Source organism: Streptomyces sp. NPDC046716 (assembly GCF_040645755.1).
GTDB lineage: Bacteria > Actinomycetota > Actinomycetes > Streptomycetales > Streptomycetaceae > Streptomyces.
Genome location: NZ_JBEYYU010000018.1, coordinates 15,440 through 30,492 on the forward strand (window position 1 = coordinate 15,440; position 15,053 = coordinate 30,492).

Below are 15,053 nucleotides of genomic sequence, written 5' to 3' on the forward strand. Positions count from 1 at the left end.
AGAGGGACCCGCTCATGGAGATCTCGGGCATCATCACCGCGATCGTGATAGGCATCGTGATCGGCCTGCTGGGCCGTCTGGCCCTTCCCGGCCGCCAGCACATCGGCATTCTGTGGACGATCCTGGTCGGCATCGTCGCCGCTCTCGTCGGAACGGCCATCGCCGGCGCCTTCGGGGTCGCCGACACCAAGGGCATCGACTGGATCGAACTCGTCATCCAGATCGCGCTCGCCGCGGTCGGTGTCGCCGGCGTCGAACAGCTCAAGGGCCGCCGCTGACCGGCTCCGCTCCCCCACCTGTCTCGTGCCCGACCCCGTGCGGTCCTGCGGTGTCGGGCACGAAGAGCGCGGCAAGAAGGTCGGCCAGCCCGCCGGGCGCGCCCCCGCAAGCGGGACGACGTGTGGACGCACTGCCCCGAGGGGGCGATCCGGTGCCGGGTCGCCGCGAGCCTGGCAGCGAGATCGCGGTCCTCGCACTCGCGTACGGGCGGAAGCCACCGACCCGCGCGTACGCGGTCGCGGACACATCCAGGTTGGCGCCGTGCAATCAATCGGAGAGATCGACCGGGCATGGCACGAGGGCTGTGTTCCCAACCCTCGCGCGCCGGAAGGGTTACGCGGCGGCCTGCTCGTGCAGATACTCCACGGCGTTGAGGACGACGACCTCCCGGTACCAGGCGAGCCAGCCGGCCAGTTCCCCGGCCAGTGACTCCAAGCCGGTCCGCTGGGCTTCGGTCGGCCAGTGTCCCGGGCGGCCGCGGTGGACGGTGATGACGCCCCCACAGGTGCGGTCGTGGTGCAGGGCGGGCACACCGAGCAGGGCCCGGCTTCCCGCGGCGAGCGCCGCACGCCCCAGCGCGGACGTGCCGATGTTCAAGTCGGTGGCCAGGTCCGGAACGAGTACCGTCCGGGCCTTGGCGTGCACGAGTACGGGCAGGGCCAGCGGGTCCCTGACCTCGGCGGCGTCGTTGCGGTACGCCGCGTCCAGCCCGGAAGCCCCTTCCAGGATCAGCGCTCTGCCCAGCGCCGCGTGCGGGAGGTGCGCTTCGACGGCGTCCGCGTCCGCCCGGTTCATCGCCTCGCCCACCATGGCGCGCATGACCTGTTTGAAGTCGCCCGCGTCGAGGTCCGTGTCCGCGAACAGGCCGCCGGCCGGGCCCCTGCTCACGTCCCGGCCCGCCAGGTGCCGCGACGACGCCCGCCGGGACGCCGACCGCGCGGTCGCGACCACTTCCGCGGACAGGATCCGCACCGGCACGTTGTGGTGCTGAGAGGCCACCCGCAGCAGGTCGAACGCCGCCGACGGAGAGCGAAGCCCGTAGCGTTCGAGAAGAATTCCCTGTGCCATGCCGATCACTTCCCGGCTGCGGGACTTGGACCGCAGCCCGAAGACCTGCTGCTGAAGGTCCGCGAACCGGCCCGGCGTCGGATCACCGGCATGCGCTCCCGTCAGCGCTTCGACCGTCCCGGCGGGCAGGTCCGGCAGGGCTGCCAGAGCCGCCTCGACGGTGGAGTGCACCCGCGGCCCGGGCGTCGCCGTGGAGAACGCCGCCGGCGTCGCCACCACCAGCGCGGTGCGCGCCCCACCGGTACTCAGCTCGGCCGCCAGGGCAGACGCGGCGGCCGCGTCCGTCGGGCGAGCCGCCCTCAGATCCAGCACCAGCAGTTCCTCCGCCCGCGGCACCTGTTCCAGGAGGGGCTCCACCAGAGCCGCCAGGCTCGGCGCGTCGAAGTCTCCGGTCAGGCGCACGAGCCTGACCGGGACGGTCTGCAGCCACCGGACCGTCACCTCCGGTACGCGCGTCACGCCGCGGCCCCGCGGGCCCGGGTGACCGGCCGGCCCCCGGCCGGCCGTCTCGCTGCTCGGCCGCCCGCCCGCGGGTCGTTCGTCCGTGCTGGCTCGGGACGCGCACTGGTGGCACGCGGTCCTGCCGTTCCCCACCCGACACGGCGTTCCGCGAAAGCCCCTCCGTCGGCCGCGGCGGGCGCGGGGTGCGGAAGGCACGGGGACAAGAGTGCCGTGGACGCGAGGTCCAGCCGGATGGTTCGGTCGTGGGTGCCCATTCCGCTCCTTCACGAGCCCGGGGGCTCTCAGGGAAAGGGCTGACACATGGACGACCGGACGCAGGCGGCACCGAAGCTACGGAAACCGGGCATGGCGCTGCGCAGCCGGCGACGGTGTCAGCCTGCTGTCAACGAGCACCTGTTTTGCCCAAGCGCTGCGGGCAACGATCTTACGGGACGTCGGCACACCTGCCGTGCGCGCCTGCCCGCGGCGACGGCGAGCCCTGTCCCAGGTCAATTGTGCTGCCACGGCCCGATGTTCCTCGGCCCGCGAACGGCAGCCCGACCGCCGCTCCTCAGGCGAGCCGCACGACGCGGCCGTGCGCGCCCCGGCGGGTTGCGTCAGGGTGGAAGGAGACGCGCGGAACCGCGTGAGTGGCCCTGGCCTGCGTGGGAACCCAGACGCGAACGACTCCCCAGGGCCACCACAGTCTGGAGCAGTGATGACGACGTCCGACGACCCCGGCGCCCTCGCACTCGGCGACGACGAATTGCGGGCGCTGGACGCCCACTGGCGCGCGGCGAACTATCTGGCCGCGGGACAGATCTACCTGATGGCGGACCCGCTGCTGCGCGAGCCGCTGCGCCCGGAGCACATCAAGCCGCGGCTGCTCGGGCACTGGGGCACCTCGCCCGGCCTGAATCTCGTGTACACCCACCTGAACCGCGTGATCAAGCGGCGGGACCTGGACGCTCTGTGCGTGTGGGGCCCCGGCCACGGCGGGCCGTCGGTGCTGGCCAACACCTGGCTGGAGGGCAGCTACAGCGAGATCAGTCCGGACGTGGGCCGGGACGAGGCGGGCATGGCCCGTCTGTTCAAGCAGTTCTCGTTCCCGGGCGGCGTGCCCAGCCATGTGGCGCCCGAGGTGCCCGGATCCATTCACGAGGGCGGTGAGCTGGGGTATTCGCTGGCGCACGCCTACGGGGCCGCGTTCGACCATCCCCAGCTGCTGGTCGCCTGCGTGGTGGGGGACGGTGAGGCGGAGACGGGCCCGCTGGCCGCGTCCTGGCACTCGGGCCGGTTCCTCGACCCCGTGCACGACGGCGCCGTCCTGCCCATCCTGCACCTCAACGGCTACAAGATCGCCAATCCGACAGTGCTGTCGCGGATGCCGCGCGACGAACTCGACGCGCTGCTGCGCGGCTACGGGCATCTGCCGCTGTACGTCGAGGGCGACGACCCCGCGCGGGTGCACCGGGCCATGGCCGCCGCTCTGGACCGGGCCCTCGACCTGATCACCGACCACCAGCGGGCTGCCAGGACCGGCGAGGCCACGGCGCCCGTGCGGTGGCCGATGATCGTGCTGCGCACGCCCAAGGGCTGGACCGGTCCCGCCGAGGTCGACGGGCAGCCCGTGGAGAACACCTGGCGTGCCCACCAGGTCCCGCTGGCGGGAGTCCGCGAGAACCCCGCGCACCTCGCCCAGTTGGAGAGCTGGCTGCGCTCGTACCGTCCCGAGGAACTGTTCGACGCCGACGGGCGTCCGACCCCGGATGTGCTGGCCTGTGTACCGGACGGGTCCAGGCGGCTGGGTTCGTCGTCCTACGCCAACGGCGGCCTGCGCCTGCGCGCCCTGCCGCTGCCGTCCCTCGACGCGTTCGCGGTGCCGGTCGACAAGCCGGGCGCGACGCTGAACGCCCCGACCGAGGTGCTGGGCAATCTGCTGGCGAAGGTCATGGCCGACACGGCCCAGGAGCGCAACTTCCGGCTGGTCGGCCCGGACGAGACCGCCTCCAACCGGCTTCAGGCGGTGTACGAGGCCAGCGGCAAGGCCTGGCAGGAGCGCGTCCTGCCCGTCGACGAGAACCTCGACCCGCACGGCCGGGTCATGGAGGTGCTGTCCGAGCATCTGTGCCAGGGCTGGCTGGAGGGCTATCTGCTCACCGGACGACACGGCCTGTTCTCGTGCTACGAGGCGTTCGTGCACATCGTCGACTCCATGGTGAACCAGCACATCAAGTGGCTGAAGACCTCGCGCGAGCTGCCGTGGCGGGCACCCATCGCCTCGCTCAACTACCTGCTCACCTCACACGTGTGGCGCCAGGACCACAACGGCTTCTCGCACCAGGACCCCGGCTTCGTCGACCACGTCCTCAACAAGAGTCCGCACATCGTCCGGGTGTACCTGCCGCCGGACGCCAACACCCTGCTGGCCGTCGCCGACCGGGCCCTGCGCAGCCGCGACCACGTCAACGTCATCGTGGCCGGCAAGAACCCCGGCCCCGACTGGCTCTCCCTGGACGAGGCACGCGCGCACTGCGCCCGCGGCGCGGGCGTGTGGGAATGGGCCGGGTCGGAGCACGGCGGAGAGCCCGACGTGGTCCTCGCCTGCGCGGGGGACGTGCCGACCCAGGAGATCCTGGCCGCCGCCCAACTGCTGCGCAGGCATCTGCCCGAGCTGGCCGTGCGGGTCGTCAACGTCGTCGACATGACCACGCTGCTGCCCGCGGAGGAGAACCCCCACGGCATGAGCGACGCCGAGTACGACGGCCTGTTCACGCGCGACAAGCCGGTCATCTTCGGCTACCACGGCTACCCGTGGCTGATCCACCGCCTCGCCTACCGCCGTGACGGGCACGCGAATCTGCATGTGCGGGGCTACAAGGAGTCCGGCACCACGACCACCCCGTTCGACATGGTCGTCCGCAACGACCTCGACCGGTTCCGGCTGGTCATGGACGTCATCGACCGCGTGCCCGGCTTGGCCGTGTCCGCGGCCCCGGTACGGCAGCGCATGGCGGACGCCCGTACCCGCCATCACCGCTGGATCCGCGAGCACGGCACCGATCTTCCGGAGATCGCGGAGTGGCGGTGGGCGGACTGAGGCGTCGACCGGCGCACGGCTCTCGAAGACCGGGGAGTTGTGGGCCGCGATGTCCGCCGCCATCAGGAGGAGCGCGCCGGTGAGGGCGGACAGGGCCGGGATTGCGGAATCCGGTGCCCGTGGAGGCGTAGACGACGGCCAGGGCCAGGGCGGCTCCGGCGACGGGGAACGCGGCGGCGGCCCGGCGAGCAGGCAACTCGGGCCCTCCGCAGCAGACTTAGGTTAACCTACCCTAAGTCTGTGGAGGGCCTGTGCGCGGGCCGCCGTTCACCCCCGCCCCCGGTCAGCTCCCCTGCGCGAAGGTCAGCGGCACCTCCAGACGCGCGGCGAGTTCATCGGGCGTGATGCCGAAGGTCCGCGTGACCCGGACGCCCTGCGCGGAGATGTCGAACACCGCGAGATCGGTGTAGACCCGGTCCACGCAGCGCAGCCCGGTGAGCGGGTAGTCGCAGTCGGGGACCAGCTTGGGGGCGCCGTCCTTGGTGAAGAGGGTCATCATCACGAAGACCTTCTTGGCGCCGATCGCCAGGTCCATGGCGCCGCCGACGGCGGGGATCGCGTCGGGAGCGCCCGTGTGCCAGTTGGCCAGGTCGCCCGCCGCGGAGACCTGGAACGCGCCGAGGACGCAGATGTCCAGGTGGCCGCCGCGCATCATGGCGAAGGAGTCGGCGTGGTGGAAGTACGCGGCTCCGGGCAGTTCGGTGACGGGCACCTTGCCCGCGTTCGTCAGGTCGGGGTCCACCTCGCCCTCGAGGGCGGCCGGGCCCATGTTGAGCATGCCGTTCTCGGTGTGGAGGACCACGCCGGAGTCGGCGGGCAGGTGGTCGGCGACGAGGGTCGGCTGGCCGATGCCCAGGTTGACGAAGGCGCCCCGGGGGATGTCCTGGGCGATGAGCGCGGCGATGTCGTGCTTGCCCAGCGGTCCCTGTCGGTCCGTCACTTGGTTCACGGGGGTCATCGGCGTCCCGCCTCCTGCACGATTCGGTCCACATAGATGCTCGGGGTCACGACGGTCTCCGGATCGAGTGCACCCGTCTCCACGACCTCACCGACCTGCGCGATCACGGTGGTCGCCGCGGTGGCCATGACGGGGCCGAAGTTGCGGGCGGTCTTGCGGTAGACCAGGTTGCCCATGCGGTCGGCGCGGTGGGCGCCGATCAGCGCGACGTCCCCCTTGATCGGGTATTCGAGGACGTACGTCCGTCCGTCGATCTCGCGGGTCTCCTTGCCCTCGGCGAGCAGGGTGCCCACGCCCGTCGGGCAGAAGAAGGCGCCGATTCCGGCGCCCGCCGCCCGCATCCGCTCGGCGAGATTTCCCTGCGGCACGACCTCCAGCTCGATCCTGCCCGTGCGGTAGAGGTCGTCGAAGACCCAGGAGTCCGCCTGCCGCGGGAAGGAGCAGATCACCTTGCGGACCCGCCGCTTGGCGAGGAGCGCGGCGAGTCCGGTGTCGCCGTTGCCGGCGTTGTTGGAGACGACCGTCAGGTCGGCGGCGCCCTGGCGGATCAGCGCGTCGATCAGCTCGACGGGCATGCCGGCCATGCCGAAGCCGCCGACGAGCACGGTGGAGCCGTCCTCGATTCCGGCGACCGCCTCGTCGGGGTCGGCACACAGCTGGGTGGTCATCGCTTCGCCTCCGTGACGTTCTCCAGGACGACCGCGAGGGCCTGGCCGACGCCGATGCAGATGGCGGCAACCCCCCAGCGTTCGCCGGACGCACCGAGCCGGTGGGCGAGCGTGCCCAGGAGCCGGCCGCCGGACGCGCCGAGGGGGTGGCCGAGCGCGATCGCCCCGCCCTTGGCGTTGACGATGTCGGGGTCGATGTCCCAGGCGTCCACGCAGGCGAGGGACTGCACGGCGAACGCCTCGTTGAGCTCGACCGCTCCGACATCCCGCCAGGAGATCCCCGCGGCCTTCAGCGCCCGGTTCGCCGCCTCCACCGGTGCGTAGCCGAACAGTTGCGGGTCGAGGGCGGACACGCCGCGTCCGGCGATCCGGGCGAGCGGGTCGGTGCCGATCCGGTCCGCGGCGGCGGCCGAGCCCAGCAGGACGGCCGAGGCGCCGTCGCTCAGCGGGGAGGCGTTCCCGGCCGTGATGACGCCGTCGGGCCGGAACACCGGCTTGAGCCCGGCCAGCTTCTGCGCGGTGGAGCCGGGGCGGATGCCCTCGTCGCGGTCGAGCGTGGTGCCCTCGGCGTCGACGGTGACGGGGACGACCAGGTCGTCGTAGAACCCGTCGTTCCAGGCGGCGTCGGCCAGTTGGTGGGAGCGGGCGGCGAAGGCGTCCTGGCGTTCACGGGCGACGGAGAAGCGGTCCGCGAGCTGTTCGTTGGCCTCGCCCAGGGAGACGGTCCACTCCTCGGGCATGCGCTCGTTGACCAGGCGCCAGCCGAGCGTGGTCGACACGGCGGTGACGTCTCCGGCGGGGAAGGCGCGCGAGGGTTTGGGCAGGACCCACGGCGCGCGGGTCATCGACTCGACGCCGCCGGTGAGCACGATGTCCGTGTCGCCGGTCTCGATGGCGCGGGAGCCGATGACGGCGGCGTCCAGGGAGGAGCCGCACAGCCGGTTGACGGTCGTGGCGGGCACCGAGGTGGGCAGCCCCGCGAGCAGGACGGCCATCCTGCCGACGTTGCGGTTGTCCTCGCCCGCGCCGTTGGCGTTGCCCCAGACGACGTCGCCGATCTCGGCCGGGTCGAGCGCGGGGGTCTTCGCCAGGGTCCCGGTGACGGCGAGCGCCGCGAGGTCGTCGGGCCGGACGTTCGCGAGGGCGCCGGAGAACCGTCCGAAGGGCGTGCGCACTGCTGCGTACAGATAACTGTGGGTCACGCCCTCACGCTAGGTGCGCCCCGTTCATCACGTCCAAGACCCAGTCGACATCGATTGATAAGGCGTCTTTATAACCACAGGTAGGGTGGGCGGCATGGAACTGCGTCAGCTGCGGTACTTCCTCGCCCTCGCCGAGGAGTGTCACTTCGGGCGCGCGGCGGCCCGGCTGCACGTGGCGCAGCCCGCCCTGTCCCAGCAGATCAAGCAGTTGGAGCGCGAGCTGGGCGTGCCGCTGTTCAACCGGTCGACGCGCCGTGTCGAACCGACCGAGGCCGGCCGTCAGCTCACGGGATACGCCCGCGCGCTCGTCGCGGAGGAGGAGCGGGCACGGGTCCATCTGCACGAGCTGGCCACCGGGCATGCCGGACGGGTCTCCGTCGGCTTCATCGGTACGGCGACCTACGACGTGCTGCCGCGCGTGGCCCGTACGGTCCGCGCGCGGTTGCCAGGGATCACCCTGGACCTGCGCGGCGAGCTGCTCACCCCGGAACTCGTCGAGGGGCTGTCCTCGGGGACGTACGACCTCGCGGTCCTGCGGGGTCGGGTCGCGGGCGACGACCTGCGCGTCACCTCGCTGCGGTCCGAGCCGCTGGTGGCCGTGCTCCCCGCGCACCATCCGCTGGCCGGGCGGCGGCGGATCCCGCTGGAGGCGCTGGCCGACGAGCCGTTCGTCGTCCATCCCTCGCGGTCCCGGTCCTCGATGTACGACCTGGTGCTGGCGGCGTGCGAGCGGGCGGGTTTCTCCCCCGCCTCGCTGACCGAGGTCGGCGAGACGGCGACGCTGGTCGTCTTCGTGGCCGCCGGACACGGTGTCGCCCTCGTCCCGCAGTCGGTCCGCAGCCTCAGCCTCGAAGGCGTCACCTACGTCCCGCTGACGGATCCCGAACCGGTCGACCTGCTGCTCGCCCGCCGCGCGCAGCGCAACTCCCCCGCCTCGGAGCAGGTCGCCTCGGTGATCGAGCAGTGCGTGGCCGGGTGAGACGACGGGCCCGTCAGTTCCGCGCGGTGGCGACGGCCAGGGTGTTCGCGCCGACGACCGCGGCGATCGCGCACCAGGCGGCGGTGTCCAGGTGCTGCCCGAGCACGACGAGACCGACCAGGGCCGCGAAGACCGGGTTGACGCTCATGAACACCCCGAAGAAGGCGGCCGGGACGCGGCGCAGGGCCAGCAGGTCGGCGAGGAACGGCACCGCGGAGGACAGCACCCCGGCCGCCAGCGCGCAGCCCAGGGCCGTCGGTCCTGGCCGGTGGTGCCACAGCACCCAGGCCCCGACCGGCAGATACAGGGCCGCGGAGACCGCCGCCGCGGTGGCCGATCCCTCCAGTCCGGGCAGCCGGGCGCCGATGGTGCGGTTGAGCAGGATGTAGCAGCCCCAGCAGACGGCGGCCAGCAGGCCCAGGCCGATGCCGGGGTAGTCGGTGGAGAGCGTGGGCCGGGTGAGTACGGCCACCGCGCCCGCCGCCGCCACGGCGGCCGGCAGATCGGTCCGCCGCCGCGAGCCCGCGAGGGCCACGGCCAGCGGGCCGAGGAACTCGAGGGTGACGGCCAGGCCGAGCCCGATGCGGTCGATCGCCGTGTAGAGGGACAGATTCATCGCGGCGAAGACCACGGCGAGGGCGAGCACCGGGCGCCACTGGGCGGCGGTGAACCGGCCGGGTCGTGGGCGGGCGACGGCACCGAGCACGACGGCCGCCACCCATTGGCGGACCGCGACGACCCCGACCGGGCCGATCACCGGGAACGCCAGCGCGGCGACGGCCGCCCCGGTCTGGTTGGCCAGTCCGCTGCCCAGCATCAGGGCCACTCCGGGGCCTCGGCCGGTACGCGCCCCGGCGGATGATTCGGTCTGCATGCGCCTCACGATGGGACCGTCCGGGGCATACGCAAAATGCATCCGGACGACCACCTATACGCTGGGCGTATGGATGCGTACGGGAGCGCGGACGCCGCGAGAGCACTGGAGTTGAAGCACCTGCGGTGCCTGGTCGCCATCGTCGACACCGGTGGTTTCACCGACGCCGCCCACGAACTCGGTACGTCCCAGGCCGCCGTGTCCCGCACCCTGGCCGCCCTGGAGGACCTGCTCGGGGTGCGGCTGCTGCACCGCACGAGCCGCAGCATCACACCGACGCCGGCCGGGGTGCAGGTGCTCGCCCGCGCCCGGGTCCTGCTCGGCGGCGCCGACGCACTCGTCCACGAGGCCGCCACCGGCCGTACCCGGCTGCACCTCGGTCACGCCTGGTCCGCCTTCGGCCGTCACACCACCGAGTTCCAGCGCCGCTGGCACGAACAGCATCCGGAGACGGAGCTGCGCCTGATCCGCCACAACACCCCCACCGGCGGCCTGGCGGAGGGGCTGTGCGACCTCGCCGTCATCCGTACCCCGCTCGATGCGATGCCCTGGGCCCATGCCCTGATCGGCCACGAGACCCGCTGTGTCGCGATGGCCTCCGACGACCCCTGGGCGCGGCGCCGCGGCATCCGGCTGGCCGAGATCCCCACCCGCACCCTGGCCATCGACCGCCGCACCGGCACCACCACCCTCGACCTGTGGCCGGCGGACCGGCAGCCCGCCGTCGAGTACACCCAGGACATCGACGACTGGCTGGCCGCCATCGCCACCGGCCGCCGCATCGGCCTCACCCCGCAGGCCACCGCCGCGCAGTACCGGCGCGACGGCATCACCTACCGGCCGCTGCGCGACGCCGACCCCGTGCCCGTGCATCTCATCTGGCGCACGCGGGACCCGCATCCGGCGACCCACACCGCCATCGCCCTCGCCTCCGAGCTCTACCGCGGTGAGCGGTGAGCGGGTCGGTCAGCCGACGGTGAAGTCCACCGCCTCGGTGTCCAGTGCGGTGGCGCCGTCCTTGTCGGTGGCGAGCACGGCGACGTGCCAGGACCCCCGCGGGAACGCGTCGGCGTCGGCGGCCTTCACCGTGACGGTGTAGGCGCACCGCCGGGTGTCCCCGCCCGCGGGCGCGCACTTCGCCTTCTCCGCCCGGGCCATCTCCGCGGCGGTCGGCGGCTTCTCGCCGAGCTCGGACTTCTCCGGCCAGGCCAGCACCTTGAGGCTCTTGAGTCCGGCCGAAGCCGTGACCTCGGTGGAGTAGCTGAAGGAGCCGTCCCGGTCGCCCTGCGGGGCGGTGTAGCGGGCGGTGCCGTGGCCGAGGACGGGCGCGCCGTCCCCGGCGTAGGCGAGCGCGAAGGCTCCGGCGCCCGCGAGGACGGCGGCACCGGCGACGGCGGACAGGACGATGCGACGGGACATGGCGAAATCTCCGTAACTGGCGCGGACGTTCTCGGTCGGTGGCGGCCCGGCCCTCCCGGCCGCGCCTCCGCGCCGATCCTCGCAACGCGCGGCCGTCCCCCACCTGAGTACGCGCACTCAATGCGCCCTGGGTGATCGGACCGGCCCGCGGTTGCGCGCGGTTTCGGGCTGCCGGACGATCCGAGGGACGTGATCGACGGAGGGAGACGAGGATGCCCGAGGCGCCGGAGCCCACGGAGGCGGCAGCGGTCCAGCACAGCGACTTCGGGCGCCGGGTGGCGGCGCGCCGCCGGGAACTCGGCCTGACCGCCCAGGACCTGGCGGACCGGACCGGCGCCTCGGAGGCGTACGTCCGGTACGTGGAGGAACAGGCCGCCCACCCCGCCTCCGGCTTCGCCCTGCGGCTGGCCGCCGCTCTGGACACGGACGTCGACACCCTGCTCGGCGGGACGTACACACGCCCGCCCGGAACCGCCGACGCGGCGCGCGCCCCCGAGTTCCTCGAGCTGTCGGAGCAGGAGTGCCGCGCGCTGCTGTCGACGCACGGTGTGGGCCGGGTCGCCGTCCAGTTGCCGCACGGGCCGGTGGTGCTGCCGGTCAACTACACGATGACGTCCGGGGGTTCCGTCGCCTTCCGTACGCGGCCGGGCTCGTCGCTGTCGGGCGCCTCGGGCCAGGAGATCGGCTTCGAGGTGGACCGGGTGGACGACGCGCTGAGCGAGGGCTGGAGCGTGCTCGTCGTCGGGGTCGCGTGCGCCGTCTCCGATCCGGACACCGCCGCCGAACTGTCCGGGCAGGCCCACTCCGAGCCGTGGGCCGGGGGCGAGCGGACCCAGTGGCTGCTCGTCACACCGCGCCGCATCAGCGGACGCCGGATCCGCCGCGCGGCGGGCTGAACCGGCAGGCCGGCGGGCGGGTCACCCGTTCGGCCCCGGTCTACGGAGTCGGGGTGCCGGTGTCAGGCGGCGCCGCCGTTGGCGAAGAGCACCTGTCCGTTGATCCAGCGGCCGTCGGGCCCGGCCAGGAAGGCGACGGCGCCCGCGATGTCCTCCGGCGTGCCGAGCCGTCCGAGCGCGGCGGCCGAGGCGATCCGGTCGATCAGTTCGGGGCTCTTGCCCTCCAGGAAGAGCGGGGTCGCGGTCGGCCCGGGCGCCACGGCGTTGACGGTGATGTCGCGGCCGCCCAGCTCGCGGGCGAGGATCAGGGTCATCGCCTCGACCGCGCCCTTGGTCGCCGCGTAGGCGCCGTAGGTCGGCTGCTGCAAGCGGGTGACGGAGGTCGAGAAGTTGATCAGCGCGCCGCCGGGACGCAGTCGGCGGGCGGCGAGCCGGGAGACGACGAACGTGCCGCGGACGTTGACCCGGTGCATCCGGTCGAAGGTGTCCAGGTCCATCTCGGCCACGGGCGCCAGCTTCATGATCCCTGCCGTGTTGACCACGACGTCCACCCCGCCGAAGCGCTCCTCGGCGGCGTCGAAGAGGCGCTCCATCTCCTCCGGTTCGGCGACGTCGCCCGGTGCGGCGTACGCCGTCCCGCCCGCCGCGGTGATCGACTCCACGACCTCGGCGGCCCGGTCCGCGGACCCCGCGTAGTGGACGACGACCGCGGTGCCCGCATCGGCGAGCCGGCGGGCGACCGCGCCGCCGATGCCGCCCGATCCGCCCGTCACCACGGCGACCCTGCGTCCGTCGCGTCCTTGGTCCGTCATGTTCGTCTCCTCGTAGCGGCTTCTCGGTGTTCTCACCCTCCCCCGGCCGGGAACTATTTGTCTAATGAATCATTGATATCTAGACTATGCGCATGGTGCATATGGAGCGGGTGGATCTGAATCTGCTCGGCCCGCTGGACGCGCTGCTGACGGAGCGGCATGTCTCGCGCGCCGCCGAGTTGGCCGGGATGAGCCAGCCCGCGATGAGCCGGGCCCTGCAGCGGCTGCGGGACACCTTCGGCGACGAGCTGCTGGTGCGGGCGCCGGGCGGGTACCGGCTCACTCCGCGCGCCGAGCGCATCCAGCAGCGGCTCGGCGCGGTCGTGCCCCGTCTGGAGACGCTGTTCGCGCCGGAGACCTTCGCGCCGGCCGAGGCGGCCGAGGCGTTCCGGATCGCGGGGACCGACTACGCCTCGGTCTTCGTCCCGGCCCTCTTCCGGCGCGTGTTCCGCCAGTCGCCGCACTCGACCCTGGACTTCGGCAGGTGGCACGACGGCATCGTCGAGGACATCGACCACGGCCGGGTGGACCTGCTGTTCCACGCCGCGGGAAAGGTCTCCTCCGGTCTGCGCACGGAGCACCTCTTCGACGATCCGTTCCTGTGCGTCATGGCGCGGGACCACCCGCTGGCCGACGGTCCGGGGCCGGACCTGGACGACTACCTCGACGCGGTGCACGTCGTCGTCGGCACCGTCGGCGGTCGGCAGATCGCGATCGACGACCCGCTGGACCAGCACCACCGCCCGCGCCGGGCCGGTCTGTCCGTGCCCTACCACTCGGTGGCGGCGCGGGCGGTGCCGGGCACGTCGCTGATCGCCACCCTCCCCCGCCGGTTCGCCGTCGAGCACGCGTCGGACCCCGCGCTGCGCGTCCTGCCGGCGCCGCCCGAGATCGACCCGCTGCGCTACCACATGGCCTGGCATCCGCGCCTCGACGACGACCCGGCGCAGCGCTGGCTGCGCGACACGGTCCGCGGCGTCGTCGGCGGTTGACCGAACCGGCCCGGGCACCGCTCAGCCGGTGACGATCTTCTCCGCGCGCGGCCCCGCCGTCTCCCGCACCCCGAGCACCACCGTGACCAGGGTCAGCAGCCCGGCGGCCATCAGGTACCAGGACGGGGAGAGGTCGTTGCCCGTCGAGCTGACCAGCCAGGTGGCGATGTAGGGGGCGGTGCCGCCGAAGAGGGCGACCGAGATGTTGTACGGGATGGCGATGGCCCCGGTGCGGATCCGGGCCGGGAACAGTTCGGCCATGCTGGCGTTCGCGGCACCGTCGTAGGCGGCGATGGGCAGGCCCAGGATCACCATGGCGACGACGGCGAGCAGGGCGTTGTCGTAGGACATCAGGAGCAGGCACGGCCAGGCGAGCACGATCAGGCCGAGGGCCCCGCCGATGAGCAGCGGCTTGCGTCCTACGCGGTCGGAGAGCAGCCCGGCACAGGGGATGAGGACGGCGACGGCGCCCATGCAGACGGTCGAGGCGGCGAACGACGCGGTCTGGCTGAAGTGCATCGTGTCGGTGAGGTAGCTGACCATGAAGGTCTGCAGGGTCCAGTGCGCCACGCCCTTGAGGACGATGACCCCGGCCAGGATCAGCATGGGGCGTCCGCTGGTGCGCAGCGTCTCGCGCAGCGGCGTCTTCGGGATCTCGCCGGACTTCTCCATGCGGACGAACTCGGGGGTGTCGTCCAGCTTGAGCCGCAGGTAGAGGCCCGCGATGCCGAGCGGCAGGGCGAGCAGGAACGGGATGCGCCACGCGTACGAGGCCATCCGGTCGTCGCCGAACGCGAGGGACAGGACGAGGGCGACACCGGCGCCGACGACGAACGCGACGAAGCCGAGGGCGGCGCCGTAACTCGTGTAGTAGCCGCGGCGGTTGCGGGGCGCGTACTCGAACAGCAGGCTCACCGCGCTGGAGGTCTCGCCGCCCGCGGCGAAGCCCTGCACCAGGCGGACGAGGACGAGCAGGAGCGGCGCGAGGGCGCCGACCGTGGCGTAGGTGGGCAGGACGCCGATCGCGAAGGTCGACAGCGAGGTGATGAGGACCGTGATCGCGAGGACGCGGTTGCGGCCGACGCGGTCGGCGAGCGGTCCGAAGTAGAGGGCGCCGATCGGCCGGATCGCGAAGCCCACGGCGAAGATCGCGAACGTGGACAGCAGGGCTGAGGTGCGGTCGCCCGACGCGAAGAAGCTGCCCGCGATGACGGACGACAGCGTGCCGTAGATGCCGATGTCGAACCACTCGACGAAGTTGCCGATGCTGCCGGCGATCAGCACGCGGCGCGCGTGCGGGGCGGGCGGGGCGTCGGCCTCCTGGCCGGCGGGCGCGGTGGTCTGCTCTTGCATCAGGGCCTCGCA

At 72.7% G+C, this 15,053-nt stretch carries 14 protein-coding genes; 6 read left to right on the plus strand and 8 right to left on the minus strand.

Annotated elements, in window-relative coordinates:
- Nucleotides 1–14 precede the first annotated feature (14 nt).
- The gene (locus ABZ930_RS15945; RefSeq protein WP_361547635.1) at nucleotides 15–278 is read left to right on the plus strand and encodes a GlsB/YeaQ/YmgE family stress response membrane protein; all 264 of its coding nucleotides are present in this window, start codon (nucleotides 15–17) and stop codon (nucleotides 276–278) included.
- A 334-nt stretch (nucleotides 279–612) separates the two neighbouring features.
- On the opposite strand, the gene ABZ930_RS15950 is transcribed toward ABZ930_RS15945, so the two are convergent.
- Nucleotides 613–1,806 (minus strand): ANTAR domain-containing protein, encoded by a 1,194-nt coding sequence (locus ABZ930_RS15950; RefSeq protein WP_361547638.1) that lies wholly within the window; start codon nucleotides 1,804–1,806, stop codon nucleotides 613–615.
- 700 nt (nucleotides 1,807–2,506) lie between these two features.
- Between ABZ930_RS15950 and ABZ930_RS15955 the strand changes: the two genes are divergently transcribed.
- On the plus strand, nucleotides 2,507–4,888 hold the full coding sequence (locus ABZ930_RS15955; protein ID WP_361547641.1) for a phosphoketolase family protein: 2,382 nt from the start codon (nucleotides 2,507–2,509) through the stop codon (nucleotides 4,886–4,888).
- Between the two features lie 283 nt (nucleotides 4,889–5,171).
- Here ABZ930_RS15955 and ABZ930_RS15960 read toward each other — a convergent pair whose 3' ends face one another.
- Genes ABZ930_RS15960 through ABZ930_RS15970 form a run of 3 tightly spaced genes read right to left on the minus strand, consistent with a single transcriptional unit; the run spans nucleotide 5,172 to nucleotide 7,716 of the window.
- Entirely contained in the window at nucleotides 5,172–5,846 is a 675-nt protein-coding gene (locus tag ABZ930_RS15960) for a 3-oxoacid CoA-transferase subunit B (protein WP_361547644.1), read from the minus strand.
- Nucleotides 5,843–6,514 (minus strand): 3-oxoacid CoA-transferase subunit A, encoded by a 672-nt coding sequence (locus ABZ930_RS15965; RefSeq protein ID WP_361547647.1) that lies wholly within the window; start codon nucleotides 6,512–6,514, stop codon nucleotides 5,843–5,845. The genes ABZ930_RS15960 and ABZ930_RS15965 overlap by 4 nt, the downstream gene beginning before the upstream one ends.
- Complete coding sequence (locus tag ABZ930_RS15970) at nucleotides 6,511–7,716, minus strand: thiolase family protein (RefSeq protein WP_361547650.1); 1,206 nt, start codon at nucleotides 7,714–7,716, stop codon at nucleotides 6,511–6,513. The genes ABZ930_RS15965 and ABZ930_RS15970 overlap by 4 nt, the downstream gene beginning before the upstream one ends.
- A 94-nt stretch (nucleotides 7,717–7,810) precedes the next feature.
- Here ABZ930_RS15970 and ABZ930_RS15975 point away from each other — a divergent pair, with 94 nt between their 5' ends.
- The gene (locus ABZ930_RS15975; protein WP_361547653.1) at nucleotides 7,811–8,695 is read left to right on the plus strand and encodes a LysR family transcriptional regulator; all 885 of its coding nucleotides are present in this window, start codon (nucleotides 7,811–7,813) and stop codon (nucleotides 8,693–8,695) included.
- 13 nt (nucleotides 8,696–8,708) lie between these two features.
- Here ABZ930_RS15975 and ABZ930_RS15980 read toward each other — a convergent pair whose 3' ends face one another.
- Nucleotides 8,709–9,569: an EamA family transporter gene (locus ABZ930_RS15980; RefSeq protein ID WP_361547656.1), complete on the minus strand. Its 861-nt coding sequence runs from the start codon at nucleotides 9,567–9,569 to the stop codon at nucleotides 8,709–8,711.
- A gap of 69 nt (nucleotides 9,570–9,638) precedes the next feature.
- Between ABZ930_RS15980 and ABZ930_RS15985 the strand changes: the two genes are divergently transcribed.
- Nucleotides 9,639–10,526, plus strand: a complete 888-nt coding sequence (locus tag ABZ930_RS15985; protein WP_361547659.1) for a LysR family transcriptional regulator — start codon at nucleotides 9,639–9,641, stop codon at nucleotides 10,524–10,526.
- A gap of 9 nt (nucleotides 10,527–10,535) precedes the next feature.
- Here the strand turns inward: ABZ930_RS15985 and ABZ930_RS15990 are convergent, their stop codons facing one another.
- Complete coding sequence (locus ABZ930_RS15990; RefSeq protein ID WP_361547662.1) at nucleotides 10,536–10,988, minus strand: DUF5707 domain-containing protein; 453 nt, start codon at nucleotides 10,986–10,988, stop codon at nucleotides 10,536–10,538.
- Between the two features lie 212 nt (nucleotides 10,989–11,200).
- Between ABZ930_RS15990 and ABZ930_RS15995 the strand changes: the two genes are divergently transcribed.
- Complete coding sequence (locus tag ABZ930_RS15995) at nucleotides 11,201–11,884, plus strand: pyridoxamine 5'-phosphate oxidase family protein (RefSeq protein ID WP_361547665.1); 684 nt, start codon at nucleotides 11,201–11,203, stop codon at nucleotides 11,882–11,884.
- Nucleotides 11,885–11,946: 62 nt separating this feature from the next.
- Here ABZ930_RS15995 and ABZ930_RS16000 read toward each other — a convergent pair whose 3' ends face one another.
- Complete coding sequence (locus ABZ930_RS16000; RefSeq protein WP_361547668.1) at nucleotides 11,947–12,696, minus strand: SDR family oxidoreductase; 750 nt, start codon at nucleotides 12,694–12,696, stop codon at nucleotides 11,947–11,949.
- A gap of 92 nt (nucleotides 12,697–12,788) precedes the next feature.
- Between ABZ930_RS16000 and ABZ930_RS16005 the strand changes: the two genes are divergently transcribed.
- The gene (locus ABZ930_RS16005) at nucleotides 12,789–13,688 is read left to right on the plus strand and encodes a LysR family transcriptional regulator (RefSeq protein ID WP_361547671.1); all 900 of its coding nucleotides are present in this window, start codon (nucleotides 12,789–12,791) and stop codon (nucleotides 13,686–13,688) included.
- A gap of 21 nt (nucleotides 13,689–13,709) precedes the next feature.
- Here the strand turns inward: ABZ930_RS16005 and ABZ930_RS16010 are convergent, their stop codons facing one another.
- Complete coding sequence (locus ABZ930_RS16010) at nucleotides 13,710–15,041, minus strand: MFS transporter (RefSeq protein ID WP_361547674.1); 1,332 nt, start codon at nucleotides 15,039–15,041, stop codon at nucleotides 13,710–13,712.
- Nucleotides 15,042–15,053 lie beyond the last annotated feature (12 nt).